The sequence below is a fragment of the Natronolimnobius baerhuensis genome, assembly GCF_002177135.1.
GTDB classification, from domain to species: domain Archaea; phylum Halobacteriota; class Halobacteria; order Halobacteriales; family Natrialbaceae; genus Natronolimnobius; species Natronolimnobius baerhuensis.
Map to the genome: position 1 here is coordinate 135,317 of NZ_MWPH01000003.1, position 18,162 is coordinate 153,478.

Annotated in this window: 16 protein-coding genes; 10 read left to right on the forward strand and 6 right to left on the reverse strand. The window is 61.8% G+C overall.

What is annotated here, in order from left to right; all coding sequences use genetic code 11:
* Positions 1 to 37: 37 nt before the first annotated feature.
* Positions 38 to 1,600, reverse strand: coding sequence for a glycosyltransferase family 2 protein (locus B2G88_RS13230; protein ID WP_087715035.1), 1,563 nt, complete (start codon positions 1,598 to 1,600; stop codon positions 38 to 40).
* Positions 1,597 to 3,009, reverse strand: coding sequence for a DUF2334 domain-containing protein (locus B2G88_RS13235; protein WP_087715360.1), 1,413 nt, complete (start codon positions 3,007 to 3,009; stop codon positions 1,597 to 1,599). Before B2G88_RS13235 ends, B2G88_RS13230 begins: the two co-directional genes overlap by 4 nt.
* Before the next feature lie 214 nt (positions 3,010 to 3,223).
* On the opposite strand from B2G88_RS13235, the gene B2G88_RS13240 reads away from it, so the two are divergent.
* From B2G88_RS13240 to B2G88_RS13270, 7 genes are all read left to right on the forward strand, one after another.
* Positions 3,224 to 6,622, forward strand: a complete 3,399-nt coding sequence (locus tag B2G88_RS13240; RefSeq protein ID WP_087715036.1) for a PAS domain S-box protein — start codon at positions 3,224 to 3,226, stop codon at positions 6,620 to 6,622.
* Positions 6,623 to 6,783: 161 nt separating this feature from the next.
* Positions 6,784 to 7,698, forward strand: coding sequence for a winged helix-turn-helix transcriptional regulator (locus tag B2G88_RS13245; RefSeq protein ID WP_087715037.1), 915 nt, complete (start codon positions 6,784 to 6,786; stop codon positions 7,696 to 7,698).
* Complete coding sequence (locus B2G88_RS13250) at positions 7,685 to 8,161, forward strand: response regulator (RefSeq protein ID WP_176393241.1); 477 nt, start codon at positions 7,685 to 7,687, stop codon at positions 8,159 to 8,161. The genes B2G88_RS13245 and B2G88_RS13250 overlap by 14 nt, the downstream gene beginning before the upstream one ends.
* 53 nt (positions 8,162 to 8,214) lie before the next feature.
* Positions 8,215 to 9,351 carry a hybrid sensor histidine kinase/response regulator gene (locus B2G88_RS13255; protein ID WP_054863603.1) on the forward strand — a complete coding sequence of 379 codons (1,137 nt, stop codon included), beginning with the start codon at positions 8,215 to 8,217 and terminating at the stop codon, positions 9,349 to 9,351.
* Positions 9,352 to 9,439: 88 nt separating this feature from the next.
* The gene (locus B2G88_RS13260; protein WP_054863604.1) at positions 9,440 to 10,183 is read left to right on the forward strand and encodes a DNA polymerase sliding clamp; all 744 of its coding nucleotides are present in this window, start codon (positions 9,440 to 9,442) and stop codon (positions 10,181 to 10,183) included.
* A gap of 172 nt (positions 10,184 to 10,355) precedes the next feature.
* Positions 10,356 to 11,030 (forward strand): helix-turn-helix domain-containing protein, encoded by a 675-nt coding sequence (locus tag B2G88_RS13265; protein WP_054863605.1) that lies wholly within the window; start codon positions 10,356 to 10,358, stop codon positions 11,028 to 11,030.
* A gap of 94 nt (positions 11,031 to 11,124) precedes the next feature.
* Complete coding sequence (locus tag B2G88_RS13270; protein ID WP_087715039.1) at positions 11,125 to 11,442, forward strand: HalOD1 output domain-containing protein; 318 nt, start codon at positions 11,125 to 11,127, stop codon at positions 11,440 to 11,442.
* Between the two features lie 16 nt (positions 11,443 to 11,458).
* Here B2G88_RS13270 and B2G88_RS13275 read toward each other — a convergent pair whose 3' ends face one another.
* Positions 11,459 to 12,373: an alpha/beta fold hydrolase gene (locus tag B2G88_RS13275; protein WP_054863606.1), complete on the reverse strand. Its 915-nt coding sequence runs from the start codon at positions 12,371 to 12,373 to the stop codon at positions 11,459 to 11,461.
* Positions 12,374 to 12,518: 145 nt separating this feature from the next.
* On the opposite strand from B2G88_RS13275, the gene priL reads away from it, so the two are divergent.
* Complete coding sequence (priL, locus tag B2G88_RS13280; RefSeq protein WP_087715040.1) at positions 12,519 to 13,631, forward strand: DNA primase regulatory subunit PriL; 1,113 nt, start codon at positions 12,519 to 12,521, stop codon at positions 13,629 to 13,631.
* A 21-nt stretch (positions 13,632 to 13,652) separates the two neighbouring features.
* Here the strand turns inward: priL and B2G88_RS13285 are convergent, their stop codons facing one another.
* From B2G88_RS13285 to htpX, 3 genes are all read right to left on the reverse strand, one after another.
* Positions 13,653 to 14,129, reverse strand: a complete 477-nt coding sequence (locus B2G88_RS13285) for a hypothetical protein (RefSeq protein ID WP_245835395.1) — start codon at positions 14,127 to 14,129, stop codon at positions 13,653 to 13,655.
* A gap of 69 nt (positions 14,130 to 14,198) precedes the next feature.
* On the reverse strand, positions 14,199 to 14,465 hold the full coding sequence (locus tag B2G88_RS13290; RefSeq protein ID WP_054863607.1) for a DUF7472 family protein: 267 nt from the start codon (positions 14,463 to 14,465) through the stop codon (positions 14,199 to 14,201).
* Positions 14,466 to 14,520: 55 nt separating this feature from the next.
* Positions 14,521 to 15,414 carry a zinc metalloprotease HtpX gene (htpX, locus tag B2G88_RS13295; protein WP_054863608.1) on the reverse strand — a complete coding sequence of 298 codons (894 nt, stop codon included), beginning with the start codon at positions 15,412 to 15,414 and terminating at the stop codon, positions 14,521 to 14,523.
* 364 nt (positions 15,415 to 15,778) lie between these two features.
* On the opposite strand from htpX, the gene B2G88_RS13300 reads away from it, so the two are divergent.
* Together B2G88_RS13300 and B2G88_RS13305 are read left to right on the forward strand one after the other, a co-directional pair.
* A complete protein-coding gene (locus B2G88_RS13300; RefSeq protein ID WP_054863609.1) occupies positions 15,779 to 16,972 on the forward strand; it encodes a 60S ribosomal export protein NMD3 in 1,194 nt (397 codons plus the stop codon).
* Positions 16,965 to 18,119, forward strand: a complete 1,155-nt coding sequence (locus B2G88_RS13305) for a class I SAM-dependent methyltransferase (RefSeq protein ID WP_087715041.1) — start codon at positions 16,965 to 16,967, stop codon at positions 18,117 to 18,119. Before B2G88_RS13300 ends, B2G88_RS13305 begins: the two co-directional genes overlap by 8 nt.
* Positions 18,120 to 18,162: the final 43 nt, after the last annotated feature.

Below are 18,162 nucleotides of genomic sequence, written 5' to 3' on the forward strand. Positions count from 1 at the left end.
GTGGGCCGCCCTCGAGTTGGACATGAGTCCGCTCGGTTCAGTCGGACTCGAGAAGATTCGTCGCCACGGGGTCGTGATCGGCGTCGTCGGAGCGGGATTGTTCGACGCGTTTCGCGCTGGTCCAGTCGAGGTCGCGGTCAGTGAGCACGTCGAGCAGACAGCGCAGATTCAACGCGTCGTGGAACTGTTTGTAACCGATGACAAGCAGCGGTGCGTAGACGAGCAAGCGCCAGTCTTCGCCTTCGATCTGGATGCCGAGGGCGGCGATCAAGAGGACGATGCTCGTAAAGAAGACGAACACCGCGAGGACAGTCACCAGATATCCTGTGAGGGCGAGCCAGCCGATGTACGCGAGGACGACGAAACTCGCCACCGGGATGAAGAACATCTCGACGAGTCGGAACGGCAGCGCAATCCGGTTGAGGTAGCCGTAGGAGCCGTCAGTGACAACGGACCAGTGTTTGAGGATCGTCATGTAGTTGCCGCGGTACCAGCGCAGACGCTGGCGATGGAGGTCCGCCCAAGTCGAGGGCGCTTCAGTGTAGACGCGGGCGTCGCTCACCGTGACGCGGTAGCCCGCTCGCAACACCTTCATTGTCACGTCGAAATCCTCAGTGAGCGTGTCCGGATCGTACGCGAACACCTCGTCTAACACCTCGCGGCGATACGCGCCGAGGCAGCCGGGGACGACCATCACGATCCCGAAGTAATCCAGCGCCCGGCGGTAGATGTTCACCCCGATAGTGTACTCGAGTTGCTGACAGCGCGTGACTAGCGAGTCACGATTCCAGATGGTGACGTTACTCGCAACCGCGCCGACTTCCGCATCGTCGCGGAAGGGCGCGACGATGTGTTTCAGAGCGTCTTCGGCAACGATGCTGTCGGCGTCGACGGTGACGATAATCTCGCTCGAGGCGAACAGCAGGCCGTAGTTCAGCGCGGAGTACTTGCCGCCATTTTCCTTGGTGACGACGCGAACCCGGTCGGAGACGGCGGCGTAGGCGCTGGCTTCGGCGTAGGTGTCGTCGGTGCTGCCGTCGTCAATCGCGATGATCTCGAGGCGGTCGGTTGGGTAGTCGGCGTCGAGCAGCGCCTGAATCGTTCGGCCAACGTAGCCTTCCTCGTTGTACGCGGGGATCAAGACGGTGAGGTCAGGGTAGGGCGGGCCGGCCTCGAACGTCGAACGGCCAATCTGGTCGTGGAAGAACGCGATGAACGCGATGAACCAGTAGTAGATAAAGATCAACACGACCGCGCCGAGGTGGACGAACGCGAGTGGCGAGGGCTCGAGCCAGCCGAGTGCGACGATCACGACGGCGTAGCCGACGAGCGAGAGCGCGAGCGCCCGTGGCCCGAAAAGGTTCATATACCGGGGAACACGCTCGACAACGATGTACGACCAGAGCAGGTAGACCGCAAGCAGGCTGGTCAGTAACATGATAGCTGCGAGGACGCCAGGCCCCATCACGTCGATCAACAGTGCGAACGGGACCAGCGCTGAGAGAAACAGCGCGAGCGTGCGCCATTTGACCGCCCGGAGTCCACGATAGACCGTCTGGCCGTGCTCGAGGCCGACCGCCACGGGAAACAGCGGGATCATCGGTGCAGGCCTCGCTGTGCGGTCGCGATCAGGTCGCGGAAATTACCGTTCGAGCGCTCCGCGGCCGCGTCGGTGGACGCCGTTTCATCGCCGGCGTCCGAGAGCGGCTCGAGGACGCGCCAGCCGTCGTCGGTCTCCTCGAGCGTGCCCTGCTCGAGACCGAGCGCGAACTGCTCGAGCGTGAGGAAAGCGGTGTCCTCACCCTTCATGTGCTGGATGAGCGACTCGAGCAACTCGAGGTCCTCCTCGGTCGTGAAGTACTGGTAGTGAAGCATCACGACCTGAACGCCGTTCTCGGCGTGGGACTCATCGAACTGATTGGTCAGCGACTCGAGATCCTGGAGTGGGACGTCGGTTGCGTCGGCAGTTTCGTTGTTGCCGGAGTCGGCTGCAGCGTCCTCGTCCGCGTAGGCGCTCCAGTTCTCCATCGCCGTGTTCTCGGGGACGTGAACGAGCCCACCCTCGTCGAATCGGCCGGGTTCGTCGAAGTAGTCAGCGGTGAACCACTCGCCGCCGGAGACTGTCGTGTAGTTGGCATCCGCGAGGACCTCGACGGTCGTCTCGTCGTAGGTGTTCATCGGCGGGATGAACGTCGAAGACGGCGAGTCGACGCAGTCAGCGAGGATTTCCTCGCCTGCAGCGAGTCGCTCGCGTTGCTCGTCAGCCGAGAGGTCGCCGAACTCGCTCGCGCCGTAGAAATCCGTGACGGGCTCGTGCGTGTAGCCGTGCAACGCCATCTCGAACTGCCCGGGATGGTCCGCCTCGAGCGAGCGGAGGTACGCACAGGTTTGTTCGTCGTCGGTCAGTGGAGCCTCGCCTTCGACCATCGGGATGACACCGAGCGTGACCGGCACGTCCTCGTCGATGAACACCTGGTTGACCGCCCGAAGTTCATCGGGGAGGTACCACGGCTGGATGTCGTCGTTCCTGAAGATGACGACTGAGTCGTACTCCTCCCAGGACTGCTCGACCGAGACTGGCTCCGGTTCGCTCTCGAGGAGCGGCGAGACCGACAATGCACCGGCAACTCCGGAAATCAGAACCAGCACGACGAGAATCGAGGTCATAAACTGTCGCATCGCCCCGGATTCGGGCAGGAACCGTGCTGGCATCCACGCCCAGTGGTCATCCGGCGACGGCAGTGTCGGGAACGTCACCGGCTCCGGACCGTCTCCGGCGGGTGCCGCCGACTCGAGGTCGGTTACCGTTCGGTGGCCACACGCGAGACAGTGAGCGGCCGTCCCGACCGACCGGAGCGTGTCGTCCTCGGTTTCGTGGCCGCACTTGACACAGCGGTCAGCAAACGCATCGCTGGGTGCGACGTGTCCACAGTCGTGTTCGACAATGTGTTCGGGTGCGAGCGAGTCGGACCGACACCGCTCGCAGACGTGTTCCGTGACATCACTCATAGTTGAAACAGAGGTGAGACAGGGTCCAATGGAGGCTGCGACCTCGAGGTAGCCCCAGCAGCGTACCTCGAGGAAACCGACCGGCTGCGTCGCCAGCACCGCTTCGTCGTCACCACACATCGAACAGGGAAGCGACCGTCTCGATAGACAGAGAGTCACGCACACATGTTTATTCCCCGACATTGGTATTGCGCTCGCTGTCGTAGTGAGTCCAATGAGTTCGACCCTGACACAGCCACTCTCCGAACTCGCACTCTCGGTCGGGGCTGTGGCCACCCAGTCTGCGACCACTGCCGGTATCCTAGCTGCGTACCACGACCACCTCGAGTGTGACGTCGTTGCCATCTACACGCGGACAGCCGCCTCAAACGGAGCCGTAAACTACCGTCGACGAGCCGCAGTCCCGGCGTCGGCACCTGATCACGACGCCTTTCAAGCCGTCATCGCTCGGTTGCCAACGAATCGCGAGGACGATGAGCGCTTCCGAGCGACCCTCCCCCTCGTCGACACCGTTGAGGACACGCAGTACTACATCCTCGAGTTGCCCGGCGTCGGCGTACTCGTGTTGCTCGCACCGGAGCGGCTGTCGGCCGGGGCGATAGCTGCACTCGAGCCGCTGAACGAACGGGTCGCCGGACTCGTCGCACGCTCGAGTGACTCAGTTACCGCGAGCGAGGACGACGGCGTTGGGCAACCGGGGAGACGCCACGAACCGGAGAGCTACGACCAACTCCGCTGGATTATCGATCTATTTCCCCAGCCCGTGTTCGTCAAGGACGAGACAGGGCAATACCTGGTCGCAAACGAGGCGCTCGCAGAGATGTTCGGAACGACTGTCGAGGACATTGAAGGGTCCACGGACGACGAAGTCCTTGCCTCACGAACCGAAGTGACTCGAGTTCAAGAACACGATATGTCGGTCATCGAGGCAAACAAGCCAATCGAGATCACGGGCGAACGCGTCACGGATGCGGCGGGAAAACGACGCGTCTTCGATACGACGAAAGTTCCCTACGACACCCTCGATGACGGCCGCCGTGCAGTCCTTGGCGTTGCAAACGACGTCACCGAGCGCCGCGAACGCGAAATCGAACTCGAGCGAAACCGGGATTTCCTCGAGAAGGTACAAGAGAGCGCCTCAATTGGGGCTTGGGAGGTCGATCACAACGCGGAGACGCTGCGCTGGGAAGACGAAGTGGCACGGATAACCGGCTACCCACTCGCGTACGAACCAAGTATCACAGACACGATTTCGCTGTATCATCCCGAGGATCGGCCGACAATCGAAGCAGCGTTCGAGACGCTCATGGCCAACGGGACGCCGTTTGACCTCGAGTTACGGATCATCACGACCGACGACGACGTTCGCTGGGTTCGAACCCGGGCAGATCCGCGATACGACGACGAGGAATCGTTTATCGGCGCACGCGGGATCGTTCAGGACATCCACGAGCGCAAAGCGCGCGAACTCGAACTCGAGCAACTCAAGAATCGGTTCGAACGGTTCGCTGGCGCAGTCAGATACGGGTTCACGTTGATCCGCCCGGACTACTCGGAAATGCTGTATCAGAACCCGGCAGCGGCCGACGTGTATGGCGTCTCCGAGGACGCCCTCCGCGACGATCCGTTAGTGTGGCTCGAGTCCGTCCATCCCGACGACCGCGACCGCGTGGAACACTGGTTCGAGACCCAAGAGCCAGCGACGCTCGATGGCACACAGAAACTCGAGTTTCGGCTCGACCATCCCGACCGTGGCCGCCGATGGCTGTTGATCCGCTCACATGCAGTCATGGACAACGGGAACGTTGCCCACCTCGCGAGCGTGACGACCGACATTACCGAGCGCCGGCGACTCGAGGACGAACTCCGGGCGAGCGAAGACTCACTCCGTCGGCTGGTCAAAATCGCCTCGGATACGGATCGGTCCGTCGGGGAGAAACGCTCGCGATTACTGGCACTTGGCTGTGACTATCTCGACCTCCCATACGGGTTTTTGAACCGACTCGAGGGCGACGAGTGGACGCTTGTCGATGCCGAGGGGACACATCCGTCGCTTCGGGTTGGCGGACCGGCACCGGCAGGCAGGCCATGTCGCCGACAGCCCCACGGACAGGAGAGTGTCGTCGCAATCGAGGATATTCGACGTGACGAGGGGAGTGTGACGAGTGCCGAGCAACGGCCATTCGACTGCTATCTCGGCTCGACAGTGATCGTCGACGGCGAGCGATACGGGACGCTCTGTTTCGCCGACGAGTCACCGCGAACACGTGAGTTTGGCCCCAGCGAGCGCGCGTTCGTCGAACTGCTCGTGCAGTGGCTCGGCTACGAACTCACCGGGCAGAAGTTCGAACGACGGCTCCGGGAACTCAACGAGACCGCGCGGGAACTGATGGCCACCGAGACACCGGCCGAAATCGCCGCCGTCGCCACCGAGAGTGCAGACGATGTCCTCGAGATTCCCGAGACAGCCATCTGGGCGTACGACGACAGACGGGAGGCACTCGTTCCGCAAGCGGTAGCTGCGGACGAGCAGATGGGAATTAACGAGTTGCCGACGTTCGAACGAACCGACAGGAACGGTGCGGGCGACGAAAGTCGAGGCGAGACACTCGTCTGGAACGCGTTCAACTCCGGCAAGCGATTCGTCTGTGATGACAGCGACACCGTGTTGCGCACAGCAACCGACGAGCCGGAAATTCGCTCGCAACTCCTGCTCCCGCTTGGCACCCACGGCTTACTCGTTGCCGGCTCGAGCGACCGCTCGGCGTTCTCCGAAACCGACCGGAACCTCCTCGAGGTCCTCGCAGCGACCGTCGAAGCAGCGCTGGATCGAGCCGAACACGAACAGCTCCTGCGGAGCGCGCGAGCAGACCTCGAGCGCTCGAACCAGAAACTCGAGGAGTTCGCCTACGCTGCCTCACACGACATGAAAGAGCCGCTGCGCTCGACGGCAAACTACCTCACGCTGTTCGAAGAACTCTACGAACCCGGAGAGACGCTCGACGAAGCGGGATGCAACCTCCTCGAGCAGGCAGTCGCGGGAACCACTCGCCTGCGCTCGATGATCGACGGCCTGTTGGAGTACTCACGGGTCGAAGCTATCGCAGAGTGGACGGACTCCGTCGCACTCGAGACGGTTGTCGATCGGGCAATTCTCAACCTCTCCGTTCGGGTGAACGAAACCGACGGAACGGTGACTCGAGACTCGCTGCCGACCGTTCAGGGCGACAGCAGGCTGTTGGTCCAACTGTTTCAGAACCTGCTCGATAACGGGTTGAAGTACAGCGATGCGGACCAGCCACAGGTCCACGTCGCGCTCGTCGATGAGGTGGCACAATCGCCCGACACCGTCGCGAGCGAGACTGGGACGAATGTTGCAACCGACTGCTATCACCTCCGCGTCGAAGACAACGGCACTGGAATGGACGCGAGTGCCGTCGCTCGAGCGTTCGACGTGTTCGAGCGCCATGGCCGACGAGACGACGACGGCACAGGCATGGGCCTGCCGCTGTGTCAGCGTATCGTCGAACATCACGGCGGCGCAATAACAATTGAGTCAGAACCCGGCAGTGGAACGGCGGTGAACCTCTGGTTGCCGGCAGCCGAGTCATGATCCCCATCGCGAGTGAGACGATTGCTGTACCGATTCGTCGAAACGACCGCAAGACGGCTCACAATCCCTCCAGAAATGACGCACCGTAGTCCGTCCAAAACAGTTCGATCCAGCACTTATTACCGTCGGTCACGTGCTGTAGATGACGCACAGACAGACTCATGACCGACACCGACCCAGCGGAATCAGTCGCGCGGTCGCTTCTCGGCACCAAGTGGAAACCGCGCGTCATCCACGCGCTCGCAACCACCTCGAGACTGGGTTTTGGCGATCTCCAGCGCGAACTCGAGGGCGTCTCGAGTAAGGTTCTCGCAGCCAATCTCGATGACTTGCTCGAACACGACGTCATTACGCGCGACGTTGTCCGCGAGAACCCGCGCCGGGTTGAGTACGAACTCACCGCTGCCGGCCACGACCTGTACGCGATCCTCGAGTCGATGGCCGAGTGGGACGAGCGATACGTCGAGGGGGAGGGGTTCCCACGCGTGTTGCTGGCCGACGACGATCACCGACTGCTCGAGATGTACACGCTGTGGCTTTCGGCTGACTACGACGTGGTGACGGCGAACAACGGCCGCGAAGCACTCACGCTGCTCGATGACTCGATTGCGGTTGCGATACTCGACCGGAACATGCCAGAACTGACTGGTGAGGAAGTCGCGACAGCCATCAGAGAGAGCGGCCAGACGACACCACTTGCGTTTCTCACGGCAGCACAGGTTTCGCCCACTGACGTCTCGTTGCCCGCTGACCGCCTGCTTCGAAAGCCAGTGCGCAAAGACGAACTCCGCGCTGCAATCGAGGACGTACGTGCACTCACTGACCAGTCACCAATTGGGCGGGCAGTCGACGCACGACGACACCGCCTCGAGTTCGTCGAACACCATCTCGGATCGAGCGTCACCGGGACCGATGCCTACGAACAGGCACGCACAGAACTCGAGGCCATCGAAGAGGAACGGGCGGCTGATCTCGAGAAACGCCAGCCGTGGCGGCGATATCTTGCAGCGGGGATCGCAACCAGTGCCGGCGAGACCGAACCGGACTCTCCAGGTGACTCGAATGCGAGGGAGTAATCCAAACACAGCGACAGACAGCGCGTTTCCAGAAACGCTCTCCAACGTCGTTTACGTCGAAGACAGTGACGACGATGCGGCGATGATCGAACTCGTTGCCACCCAGACCGGGTGTGTGGACACCCTCGAGCGAGCCCACAACGTCGAAACTGCACTCGAAATACTCGAGGTGATTGAAGCCGGTGAGCGTGACCGGCCGAGCGTGCTCCTTGTCGATATTAACCTCGGTGATGGCTCGGGAATCACCGTCGTGCACCGAGCCAGAGCAACGTTCTCGCGGACGGCGCTCCCTATCGTCGTCTTCAGCGGCTCTGACTCGGAAACGGATGTCAAGCAGGCATACGCCGCGGGAGCGAATCTGTACGTCGTCAAACCGATGCGGTTCAGGGAGTTTCGCCGGCGGCTGGTCAGTGCGTGTCGATTCCTGGCTGTGACAGCCGCCCGTCCGCAACGCCACTACTGAAGTGAGAACCGTATGACCCCCGAAGATTAGGGGCTATAACACGTTAGCAGCGTATGGTCGCGGATCGCCAGGCGACACAGCGGGTCCTGCTCGTCGAAGACGACGACGCCGATGCACAGCTGTATCGAACGATGCTCCAGCAACTGCAAGCCGATTCATTCACCGCGATGTACACCCCGTCGGTCGCCGTCGAACACGTCGAAACGCTTGAGGCTGCACTCTCCACGCTTCGGGCGGATTCCGGGTCGATAGACGTCGTCCTCCTCGATCTGAACTTATCCGATTCTGTGGCGTTTGCGACGCTCGAGGCCGTCCTCGAGGCGGAGGCGGACGTTGCTGTAGTCGTCCTAACGGGGATCGATGACGGCTCGCTTGGACTCGAGGCCGTCGAGCGAGGCGCACAGGACTTTCTCGTCAAAGATCACGTCACACCGCGGGTGTTGACCCGGACAGTCACGTACGCCATCGAGCGCAAGCGCCAAACGCTCGAACTCGAGCAAAAGCGCCGGGAACTCGCGGTGTTGAACTGGCTTGTCCGCCACGAAATCAGAGACGACGCTGCCGTCGTCCTCGGCTGGGCGGGCGAACTCGACCCCGACGGACCCGCCGAAGAGCGAATCATCTCGCGAATCGCCGAGGCCGGCGACCACATCGTCGAACTAACTGAATCCGTCGGTGCGATGGTCCAGGCACTTGAGGAGTCCACGGCTCCCCTCAAGTCAATCGACCTCCGGGACGTTCTCGAGGAGGAAATCGAACGGCTCGAGGAGCGCCACGACGGCATCAGCGTGGCTCTCGAAGCGGAAAATGCGACGCGAGTTCGTGCCGACCGATTTCTCAACGTCGTCGTTCGAAACGTGCTGACGAACGCTGTCGTCCACGATGATACGGGGTCGCCCGAACTCACAGTGACCGTACAGGGGGACGAACCCGACCCTGAGGACTCCGCCGACTCGAGCGACGCCATGGTCTGTCTCGAGGTGAGCGATACCGGCCCTGGGATTCCGGCAGCAGAACGTCGCACCGTCACCGATCCCGGCAAGTCCGGTCAGAACGGCGGAACCGGCCTCGGACTGTATCTCGTCCGAACGTTCGTCGAGCGCTACGGCGGCCACCTCGAGATCAAGGACAACCAGCCCCGCGGGACGACCGTTCGAATCTGGCTCGAACGAGCGGCGTACCCACCGTAACTCGAGGCCGGTCCATCCGGGCGACGGTCGCCCGTTGCCCGCGCGTAAAGGGTGGCTTTTTATGTCGACCGTTCGTAGCCCGACGCATATGTTCAAGGCCATCGTGAGCGCAGAAACGCTCACCAGCGCGCTCGATTCGATCAGCGTGCTGGTCGACGAGTGTAAGATCCACCTCGAGGAAGACGGACTCGAAATTCGGGCCGTCGATCCCGCCAACGTTGGGATGGTCGATCTCTCGCTCGACGCGGCTGCGTTCGAATCGTACGAAGCCGACGGCGGACTGATCGGCGTCGACCTTTCGCGACTCGAGGACATCGCAGGGATGGCCGAATCCGGCCAGCTCATCCAACTCGAACTCGACGAAGAGACACGCAAACTCCACATCCAGATCGACGGGCTCGAGTACACCCTCGCGCTGATCGACCCCGATTCGATCCGCCAGGAACCCGACATTCCGGATCTGGACCTGCCCGCCGAGGTCATCCTCGAGGGCAAAGACGTCAACCGCTCCGTGACGGCAGCCGATATGGTTTCGGACCACATCGCACTGGGCGTCGAGGAAGGCGAGGAGTACTTCTATGTCGATGCAGAGGGCGACACCGACGATGTCCACCTCGAACTCACACAAGAGGATCTGATCGACCTGCAGCTTGGGCCTGCCCACTCGCTGTTCTCGCTTGACTATCTCAAGGACATGAACAAGGCGATTCCCTCTGACACCGAAGTGACGCTCGCACTCGGCGAGGAGTTCCCCGTCAAAATCTACTTCGGCTTCAGTGAAGGGAAAGGACAGGTCACCTACATGCTCGCGCCGCGGATCCAGAGCGACTGAAGCTACCGCATAAACGACCACGGGTCGGGTGACCCGTGGAACTCTCGCTGTTTTCTTTAGAGGCCAGTTGGAAATTCTCCAAGCGCCAATCCAGACGCTCTCAGCCACTCGAGTGTCGTACGAAGTGACGGATCCCCGCCTTTATTTCGGTCGATCTCGTCATCGAATCCTAATGGCGACCCTCGTCGAGTTTTCTGTCTCCACGGAGCAATTTCCCTTTGGAACGCTGTTTGGAACCATTCCGGGCGTGTCGGTCGAACTCGAGCGCCTCGTGCCGACGACCGAGTCACTGTTTCCGTACGTCTGGATCCGCGGGGCCAGTAGCTCCGAGGCAGAGGCTGCACTCAAGGCAGCGCCTGAGACGGCCGGATTTACGCAAATTGACGATCTTGGCACCGATGGCATCCTGTATCGCACCGCCTGGAACCCTGACATTGATGGCATTCTCGAGGCCATCGTCGACTCGAGCGTGACGCTTCTGTCCGCAACTGGCAAGCGAGATCAGTGGCTGTTTCGGCTCCGGGTTAGCAGCCACGGCGCACTCAGTGAGTTCCGCAGGCGCTGTCAGGACCGTGGCATCGAGATCGAGGTCGCTCGCGTCCAGCCACTCCAGCCAACCGACCGAACCGATGGCCTCACTCCCGCACAGTTCGAAGCGCTCGAGTTGGCGTATCGGCGGGGCTACTTCGATGAGCCACGGCGGGCAACACTCGACGAACTCGCGAGCGAACTCGAGATCACGCGCCAGTCACTTGCGGGGCGACTCAAACGTGGCCATCGAAACCTGTTGGCCGGGCTGTTCGACCTGACGCAGGCGGCTGATCGGCTCCAGGAGTCACCGTCGTAACGAGGCGAACGTCGCGCATACTCTGCGAGAATATATTTAAAAATACTACATAGTAAGGATTGCACCTACCACCCTCCTCACGGTATGTGTGGGTATGTCCTCCACCGACGACACGACGGATTCGAGTGACGGCCACGATGGCACGTATATTACGACGGTCGACCCCACCGGACCCGAACGTGTAAGCGACGCCGTCATCTCGAGCGTTGCCACAGTCTGTGAGACAGAGCCAACGCGTCTCGAGCCACTCTATGATGCAATCGACCCTGACGCACTCAATGCACTCGTTTCTCACGCTCACCGAGTTGGCAGCGAAGGCACTCACGAACTGTGGTTCGTCTACGAAGGACACGATATTGGCGTCCGAACTGACGGCGAGATTCACGTTTGCGAGCGCACGGAAGCGAACTGACTGCTACACTGCTGATCTATGTGCGTCGGGGCGAAGCCATGTCATCGACAGCAGTGGCCGCCTCGAGTCCCTCCTCGAGTGCTGTTCGGATGAGCGTCGCGACGTGGTCGTCGTTCTCGATGAAGACACAGTGAGACCCACCCTCGAGCAGTTCCAGTTGTGTGTTGGGAATACGTTCTGCGAGCAGGCGAGCGTTCGTTGCCGGACTCACGCGGTCGTCAGTACCGTGGATAACAAGTGTTGGAACGGTGAGCTGTGGCAGTCGGTCGCTGACGGAACCGCCTGTCAGGGCGGCTGCCTGTGCCGTCCGCGCCGCGCCGGTCGCATCCTGTTCGCGCCGCCATTCGATAATGCGATCCATCAGATGCGGATTCCGGTTCGTAAACCGCTCGGAGAAGGCCGGGCGCATTCGATTGCGAAGCGTCTCACGATCTGAGCCCGAGGGCGCGCCGAACAGTTGCTCGCGGGTTTCCTCAGGCATCGGCGCAGCGTCCGGCCCGCCGTGTGTCGAGCCGATGAGCGTCAGCGACGCCGCACGCGTATACTCGAGGGCGTACTCCTGGGCGATCAGGCCGCCGAGGTCGGCCCCGACGAGGTGGGCGTGTCGGACGCCGGCATCCTGCAGGATAGCGTCGAGATCGGCCGCTAACCCGGCGAGCGAGTAGCCCGCGACTCGAGAAATGAGGGGGTTCCGAAGGCGGCGTGGGAGTCGGGAAACGAGTGGTGGAAGCCCCGCGTCAGACCGGCCCGTCCCGCGCGTATCTGGTGCGATGATGTCGTACTCGTCGCTGAGTGCCTGGCGCTGCCAGCGCCACAGCCAGCGGCCGAATCCCAGCCCCTGCAGGAAGACGATTGTCTCGCTCGATCCGTCGCTGTCTGCACGCTCGTGGTCGTAGGACAGAGACACGCCGTCCCGCGTCGCCCGTGGCATACTCGAGTCGATGTGTCGTATCCCCTTGTAATCGACCCTCGAGGAAAGTGATTGGGTACCGAGTGGAACGGTGGTCACGACCCATACTAAAACGTGAACTGGACAATCAGGGTGTTTATCCCATCGGAGTCACATCGTTTCACCGATGCAGCGACTGCACGCTCGGTACCCGTTTCTCGAGGCTGCCCGCGACACTGTGGCGACGGAGACGGTCGACCTGGCCACCGTCGTCGAACAGGACCGCGCAGTCGTCGACCGAGCGCGCCAGCGCGTGATCGCCGCGCTCGACGACGGCACCGTCGGCGACGCTCACCGCGACCCCCGGATCGAACTCCTCTCCTATCCCGTCGCTCGCGTGCTGGTCTCGATGGTCGACGAACGCGTCCTCGTGCGCAAGTACGCCCGCGCCGAATCCGCGACCGCCTACGAACGCTTTACCACCGACCTCGAGGATACGACCGAACTCAAAAGCGTCGAGACCACCGGCCTCGACCTCGACGAACTACTCGCCGAGTTCGACCTCGAGGACGCAGTCGAGGACGTCACCCCTATAGAGAGCGACGACACCACCTATCGGATCGACGTGGGGCAGTACCTGTTGCTCGCCGAGGACCTGTACGACGACCGCTGGCGACTCGTGAATCAGCCCCTCAATCGGGGTGCGGTCCCAGTGTCCGAAGCCGATCTGCTAACGCTCCTGCGGGAAGCGATCCGCAGTCGCATTGATGAGGGGCTTCCCTTCGACGTTCCCGAGACAATCGCCGCCAGTCTCGAGGCCGACGCCGAAGAGATCCGGGACGTACTCGCCGATCTCGATCTGACGCGCGAGATCGACACGGTCGTCCCCGACCTGTTCCCGCCGTGTATGAAGGCGCTGCTGGACCAGATTCAGAAAGGCGAGCACCTGCCCCATCACTCGCGATTTGCGATTACCGCCTTCCTGACGAGCATCGGCATGTCGACCGACGATATCGTCGACCTCTACCGGGTGAACTCCTCGTTCGGCGAGGAGATGACGCGCTACCAGACCGACCACATCGGCGGCGAAACGTCGCCAACGGAGTACTCCCCGCCCTCGTGTGCCACGATGCAATCGTACGGCGACTGCGTGAACAAAGACGACCTCTGTGAGCAAATCCCGCATCCGATGGCCTACTACGAAGAACGGATCGACGACGCCGATGACGACGAACTCGAGGACTGGCGCGGGAATGACGATGACGGCGAGGAGGAGACGGCGTCGGCCAGCAGCGAGTGAGTCTATTTTGAACCGATTCGATTACTCTTGATGCGACTCCTCGAGTTCGTCGGCCTGTTCTTGAATCTCTTGCAGTGCCTGCTCTTGCTCGCCGCGAGCGAGGCCACCCGATTCGACGTGACGACCACCGTACTGCCAGGACGGAATGGCGTTCCAGACGCTCGAGTCGCCACCATCGTCGCCATCGCGGTCGCGGTCCTGATCCTGATCCGGAGTCTCGTCGCTGCTCGAGCGGGACGACCAGAGGACTGCAAGCAAGACGAGTACGGCAGTGCCAGCGAGCAGGACCGACGCGGGGTCGCTCAGTGACCCGCTGTCGATGACCGACGAGCGCATGAGCACCGAGGTGACGAGCAAGACGGCGACAGCGGCGAGTCCGACGCGACGGAACCGCGAGCGCCGTGGCGAGGTGCTGGCTGTGCTGTCAGCGTCGGAATCAGAACTCACCGCATCGCGAGTCTCACCGGGAGGGTCAGTATCGGACGCCGGAGGTGACATAGTCCCTCTCGAGTAGCGATGGTAAAAAAGAGCGAGGCGCGGTTACTGGCAGTGAAACAACAAGATTGGTTAGTACGCGTTCTGTGCCTCGAGGTCGTCACTATCGTCTTCAATCTCGTCACTCGGATCGTTCAGGACGAACGCGAGCAAGATGCCAATGACGGTCATGAGGATGATAAATCCGATGATGGTGTAGACGAGGAGTTCGCCGCCGTCAGACTGGAGGACACCGCTTTCGTCGCCATAGGTTGTGCCGATCCAGATCATCGTGCCGAGCATTGCGAGGACGGCACTGACGGAGACGACGATTTCGATGAGTTGCTCTCGGTCGAGCATTACTGCAAGGATTTCGTCGGACAGGCCAAAAGCGCTTCGAAGCGCGTGGGCGGGTCTAGATCGTCGCCATCTGTTTCTCGAGGTCGCGCAGTTGCTCGACTCGGTTTTCGGTCGAGGGGTGGGTGCTGAACAGTTGCCCGACGACGCCGGACTTGATTGGGATGATGAAGAAGGCGTTCATCTCGGCTTCCTCGCGCATGTCGTCTTTTGGCACCTGATCCATTTTCCCGGAGATTTTCATGAGCGCGGAGGCGAGCGCACCGGGGTTTCCCGTGATCGCTGCGGCACCGCGGTCGGCGGCATACTCGCGATAGCGTGAGAGCGCTCTGATCAGCAGGTAGCTGATAATCCAGACGACCAGCGAGACGAGGATTGCAACGACGATGCCACCGCCGCCCTTGCCGCCGCGATTGCCGCCGCCACCGAAGAACGCGCCCCAACGAACGATCATGAACGCGATTGTCGAGAGGAACGACGCAATAGTCATTACCATCATGTCGCGGTTCTTGACGTGGGCGAGTTCGTGGGCGATGACGCCATCGAGTTCGTCTCGCTCGAGGGTGTCCATCAACCCGGTCGTCACCGCGACGACGGCGTTTTTCTGATTGCGCCCGGTCGCGAAGGCGTTTGGAACGTTCGAGTCGATAACTGCAACTTGGGGTTTCGGCACATCGGCTTGCTGTGAGAGGCGTTCGACCGAGCCGTGGAGTTGCGGGTACTCGTCGGCTGAGACCTTCTGTGCGCCCATGCTGCGCAGCGCGAGTGTGTCGCTGTAGTAGTACTGCACGAGAGACATGCTGCCGAACAACGCAGCGAAGATGAAGAGACTCCCTGCACCGTCTGTGAGATATAGTGTGAGCACGCCTGCAAAGACGATGTACAGTGCAAACAGCAGAAACATCGTCAGAAACATTCGGAACCGAAGCCCCCAGTCCGCCTGCCAGTTCATAGTTCGTGTACGTGCTCAGGCGGAATAAGTGTCACCAACGGAACGCTCTCGATATATTCGATAGTTGAATATTCTCGAGGCGATGATTGACAACCCCTTCGTTTCGCATGGAGACCACGGGACACGGGGCTGTCTGACACGCTCTATGTGGTCCGTGTCTGACGGGTGGCTGACACAGCGCTCCGGGTTTGAGGGATGGGCCAGGTTACCCCTTACGGCCGAACCCACTCGAGCACCAGAGAGACACCAGCAACGGAACCCCCTCGTTTCGCATGGAGTTCTCAACTCGTGTGAATTGATGCCACAGAACATCGGTGGCGAACGGAGCGGGCCGTTTAACTCGCTCAGTCCGTAAGGATGGCTAATGAGTGACTCTCGAGCGTTCTGTCCGCGCTGTGGGGACCCCGTCCCCGAGCGAACGGACAGCGATGATTCAGCAGGTGAGGGCGGTGCACCAGATCCACTGCGACCCGGTGCGGAGGTCGAACTCTGCGATTCGTGTTACTTCGACGACTTCGACTTTATCGACGCGCCGGATCGGATCGACGTGCAGGTCTGTGCCCGCTGTGGTGCGGTCCACAAAGGGAATCGGTGGGTCGATATCGGTGCCGAAGATTACACCGATATCGCCATCGAGAAAGTCAGCGAAGTGCTTTCCGTCCACGTCGACGTCGACGACGTCGCCTGGCAGGTCGAGCCGGAACAGGTCGGCGAGAACACGATCCGGATGTACGCCTACTTCACGGGCGTCGTCCGCGATACGCCCGTCGAAGAGCAGGTGATGATTCCCGTCAAAATCGCCCGCCAGACCTGCCAGCGCTGTGGCCGGATCGCTGGCGACTACTACGCGAGCATCGTCCAGATACGCGCCGAAGACCGGACGCCGACGAGCGAAGAACTCGAGCGTGCAAAAGAGATTGCCCACCAGACGGTCGCGGATATGGAGGCGACGGGCGACCGCAATGCCTTCGTCACGGAAATCAGCGAGGACGCAGACGGGCTGAATATCAGGGTCTCGACCAACAAAATCGGCAAGAAAATTTCGAACAAGATGATCGAGGAATTCGGCGGCTCCGTCAACGACGCCGAAACGCTCGTCACCGAAGACGAAGACGGCAACGAGGTCTACCGCGTCACCTTCGCCGTCCGCCTCCCACCCTATATTCCCGGCGATATCATCGACCTCACCGACGACGGCGGCCCCGTGCTCGTCCGCAGCGCCCACGGCAACCTCAAAGGCACCCGCATCACGACGGGCGACCGCTACGAAGCGAGCTACGAGGAGGGGAACTCACCCGAAGCGCGCAGACTCGGCCGACTCGAGGACGGCGAGAAAACGACGGTCGTCACCGTCGAAGACGACAACGCCGTCCAGGTGCTCGACCCCGAAACGTTTCAGGCGACGACGGTCGCGCGCCCAGAGTATTTCGAGCCTGATGCCGAGACAGTGCCCGTCCTGAAGAGTCGCGCCGGGCTGCACGTTCTCCCGGATCCGGACCCCGACACCGGCGAGGAGAATCCAGCGCCCTACGATCCCTACTCCCACACCGATGCCTGAGGAGTTCGACGACGTTCCCGGTCTCGAGGCAGCCGATGCCCCGCTTGCAGTCATCGTCGAAAAACAGCGGACCGAAACCGCAATCGAGTCGCTGCGAGCCGAAGGCGTCTACGACGACTCGCGGCGCGTCCGGACGGACCGCGGCGAAGCCGGACGCGAAGAGCCCGATGAACCTGAGCGAATCGCGCTTCCGGTCACCGAACCGCCGACGGGAACGCGCGTGCTCGAGGTCGTGCGCCAGTTCGACCCCGAGTTTCGGACGACGGATCTCGCGGACGTGCTCGCCGAACGCGGCTGGAGCGAGGCCGAAATCGAGACGGCCCCGAGTTCGTGGGCGGTCATCGGCTCGGTGATCCTCGTGACGATGCCAGCCGAGTGTCCGGACGAGACCGCCGTCGCGGAGGCGCTCCTCGAGATTCACGGCGAGGCAGACAGCGTGTTGGCAGACGAGGGAATCGCAAATACCGGCGAGGCGGGAACCCATCGTGAGCCACGGACGCGACTGCTCGCAGGCGAGTCAGACACTGAAACGATCCACGCAGAACACGGCACTCGGTACGGACTCGACCCTGCGAAAGTCATGTTTTCGCCGGGGAACCAAGCCGAACGCGCGCGGATGGGCGACGCTGTCAGCGGCGACGAGCACGTCTTCGATATGTTCGCCGGAATCGGCTACTTCACCCTCCCGATGGCTCGTGCCGGCGCGCGAGTCAGTGCGACCGAGATCAACCCCACTGCCTTTCGCTATCTGCTCGAGAACGCCGTGCTCAACGACGTCAGCGACCGCGTCGAGGCCTACATGTCCGACTGCAGGGATCTTGCGAGTGAGATCGACGCCGACCGCGTCGTGATGGGCTACTACGGCAGTTCGGCGAGCGCCGACAACAGTGAAAACGCAGACAGCACAGCCTCGCGTGCGAACGAAGCCCACGAGTTCCTGCCCGCCGCACTCGAGGCACTCGTCCCCGGCGGCGTCGTCCACTACCACGAGGCAACACCGGAGTCACGGCTCTGGGACCGGCCGCTCGAGCGCCTCGAGCGCGCGTCGGACACGGCCGAGAGCGACCTCGAGATTCTCGAGAAACGACGAGTGAAAAGCCACAGTGCAGGGGTGGCTCACGTCGTAGTCGACGTGCGCTTCGAGTAACGCTGCCAGCGATGGTCGTGACATTCATACTGGCGCAGTGAGA

Bases quoted from the DNA above. Each gene is read 5' to 3' on its own strand.
- B2G88_RS13230 (WP_087715035.1), bottom strand. From the start codon at position 1,600: ATGATCCCGCTGTTTCCCGTGGCGGTCGGCCTCGAGCACGGCCAGACG.
- B2G88_RS13235 (WP_087715360.1), bottom strand. From the start codon at position 3,009: ATGAGTGATGTCACGGAACACGTCTGCGAGCGGTGTCGGTCCGACTCG.
- B2G88_RS13240 (WP_087715036.1), top strand. From the start codon at position 3,224: ATGAGTTCGACCCTGACACAGCCACTCTCCGAACTCGCACTCTCGGTC.
- B2G88_RS13245 (WP_087715037.1), top strand. From the start codon at position 6,784: ATGACCGACACCGACCCAGCGGAATCAGTCGCGCGGTCGCTTCTCGGC.
- B2G88_RS13250 (WP_176393241.1), top strand. From the start codon at position 7,685: ATGCGAGGGAGTAATCCAAACACAGCGACAGACAGCGCGTTTCCAGAA.
- B2G88_RS13255 (WP_054863603.1), top strand. From the start codon at position 8,215: ATGGTCGCGGATCGCCAGGCGACACAGCGGGTCCTGCTCGTCGAAGAC.
- B2G88_RS13260 (WP_054863604.1), top strand. From the start codon at position 9,440: ATGTTCAAGGCCATCGTGAGCGCAGAAACGCTCACCAGCGCGCTCGAT.
- B2G88_RS13265 (WP_054863605.1), top strand. From the start codon at position 10,356: ATGGCGACCCTCGTCGAGTTTTCTGTCTCCACGGAGCAATTTCCCTTT.
- B2G88_RS13270 (WP_087715039.1), top strand. From the start codon at position 11,125: ATGTCCTCCACCGACGACACGACGGATTCGAGTGACGGCCACGATGGC.
- B2G88_RS13275 (WP_054863606.1), bottom strand. From the start codon at position 12,373: ATGCCACGGGCGACGCGGGACGGCGTGTCTCTGTCCTACGACCACGAG.
- priL (WP_087715040.1), top strand. From the start codon at position 12,519: ATGCAGCGACTGCACGCTCGGTACCCGTTTCTCGAGGCTGCCCGCGAC.
- B2G88_RS13285 (WP_245835395.1), bottom strand. From the start codon at position 14,129: ATGTCACCTCCGGCGTCCGATACTGACCCTCCCGGTGAGACTCGCGAT.
- B2G88_RS13290 (WP_054863607.1), bottom strand. From the start codon at position 14,465: ATGCTCGACCGAGAGCAACTCATCGAAATCGTCGTCTCCGTCAGTGCC.
- htpX (WP_054863608.1), bottom strand. From the start codon at position 15,414: ATGAACTGGCAGGCGGACTGGGGGCTTCGGTTCCGAATGTTTCTGACG.
- B2G88_RS13300 (WP_054863609.1), top strand. From the start codon at position 15,779: ATGAGTGACTCTCGAGCGTTCTGTCCGCGCTGTGGGGACCCCGTCCCC.
- B2G88_RS13305 (WP_087715041.1), top strand. From the start codon at position 16,965: ATGCCTGAGGAGTTCGACGACGTTCCCGGTCTCGAGGCAGCCGATGCC.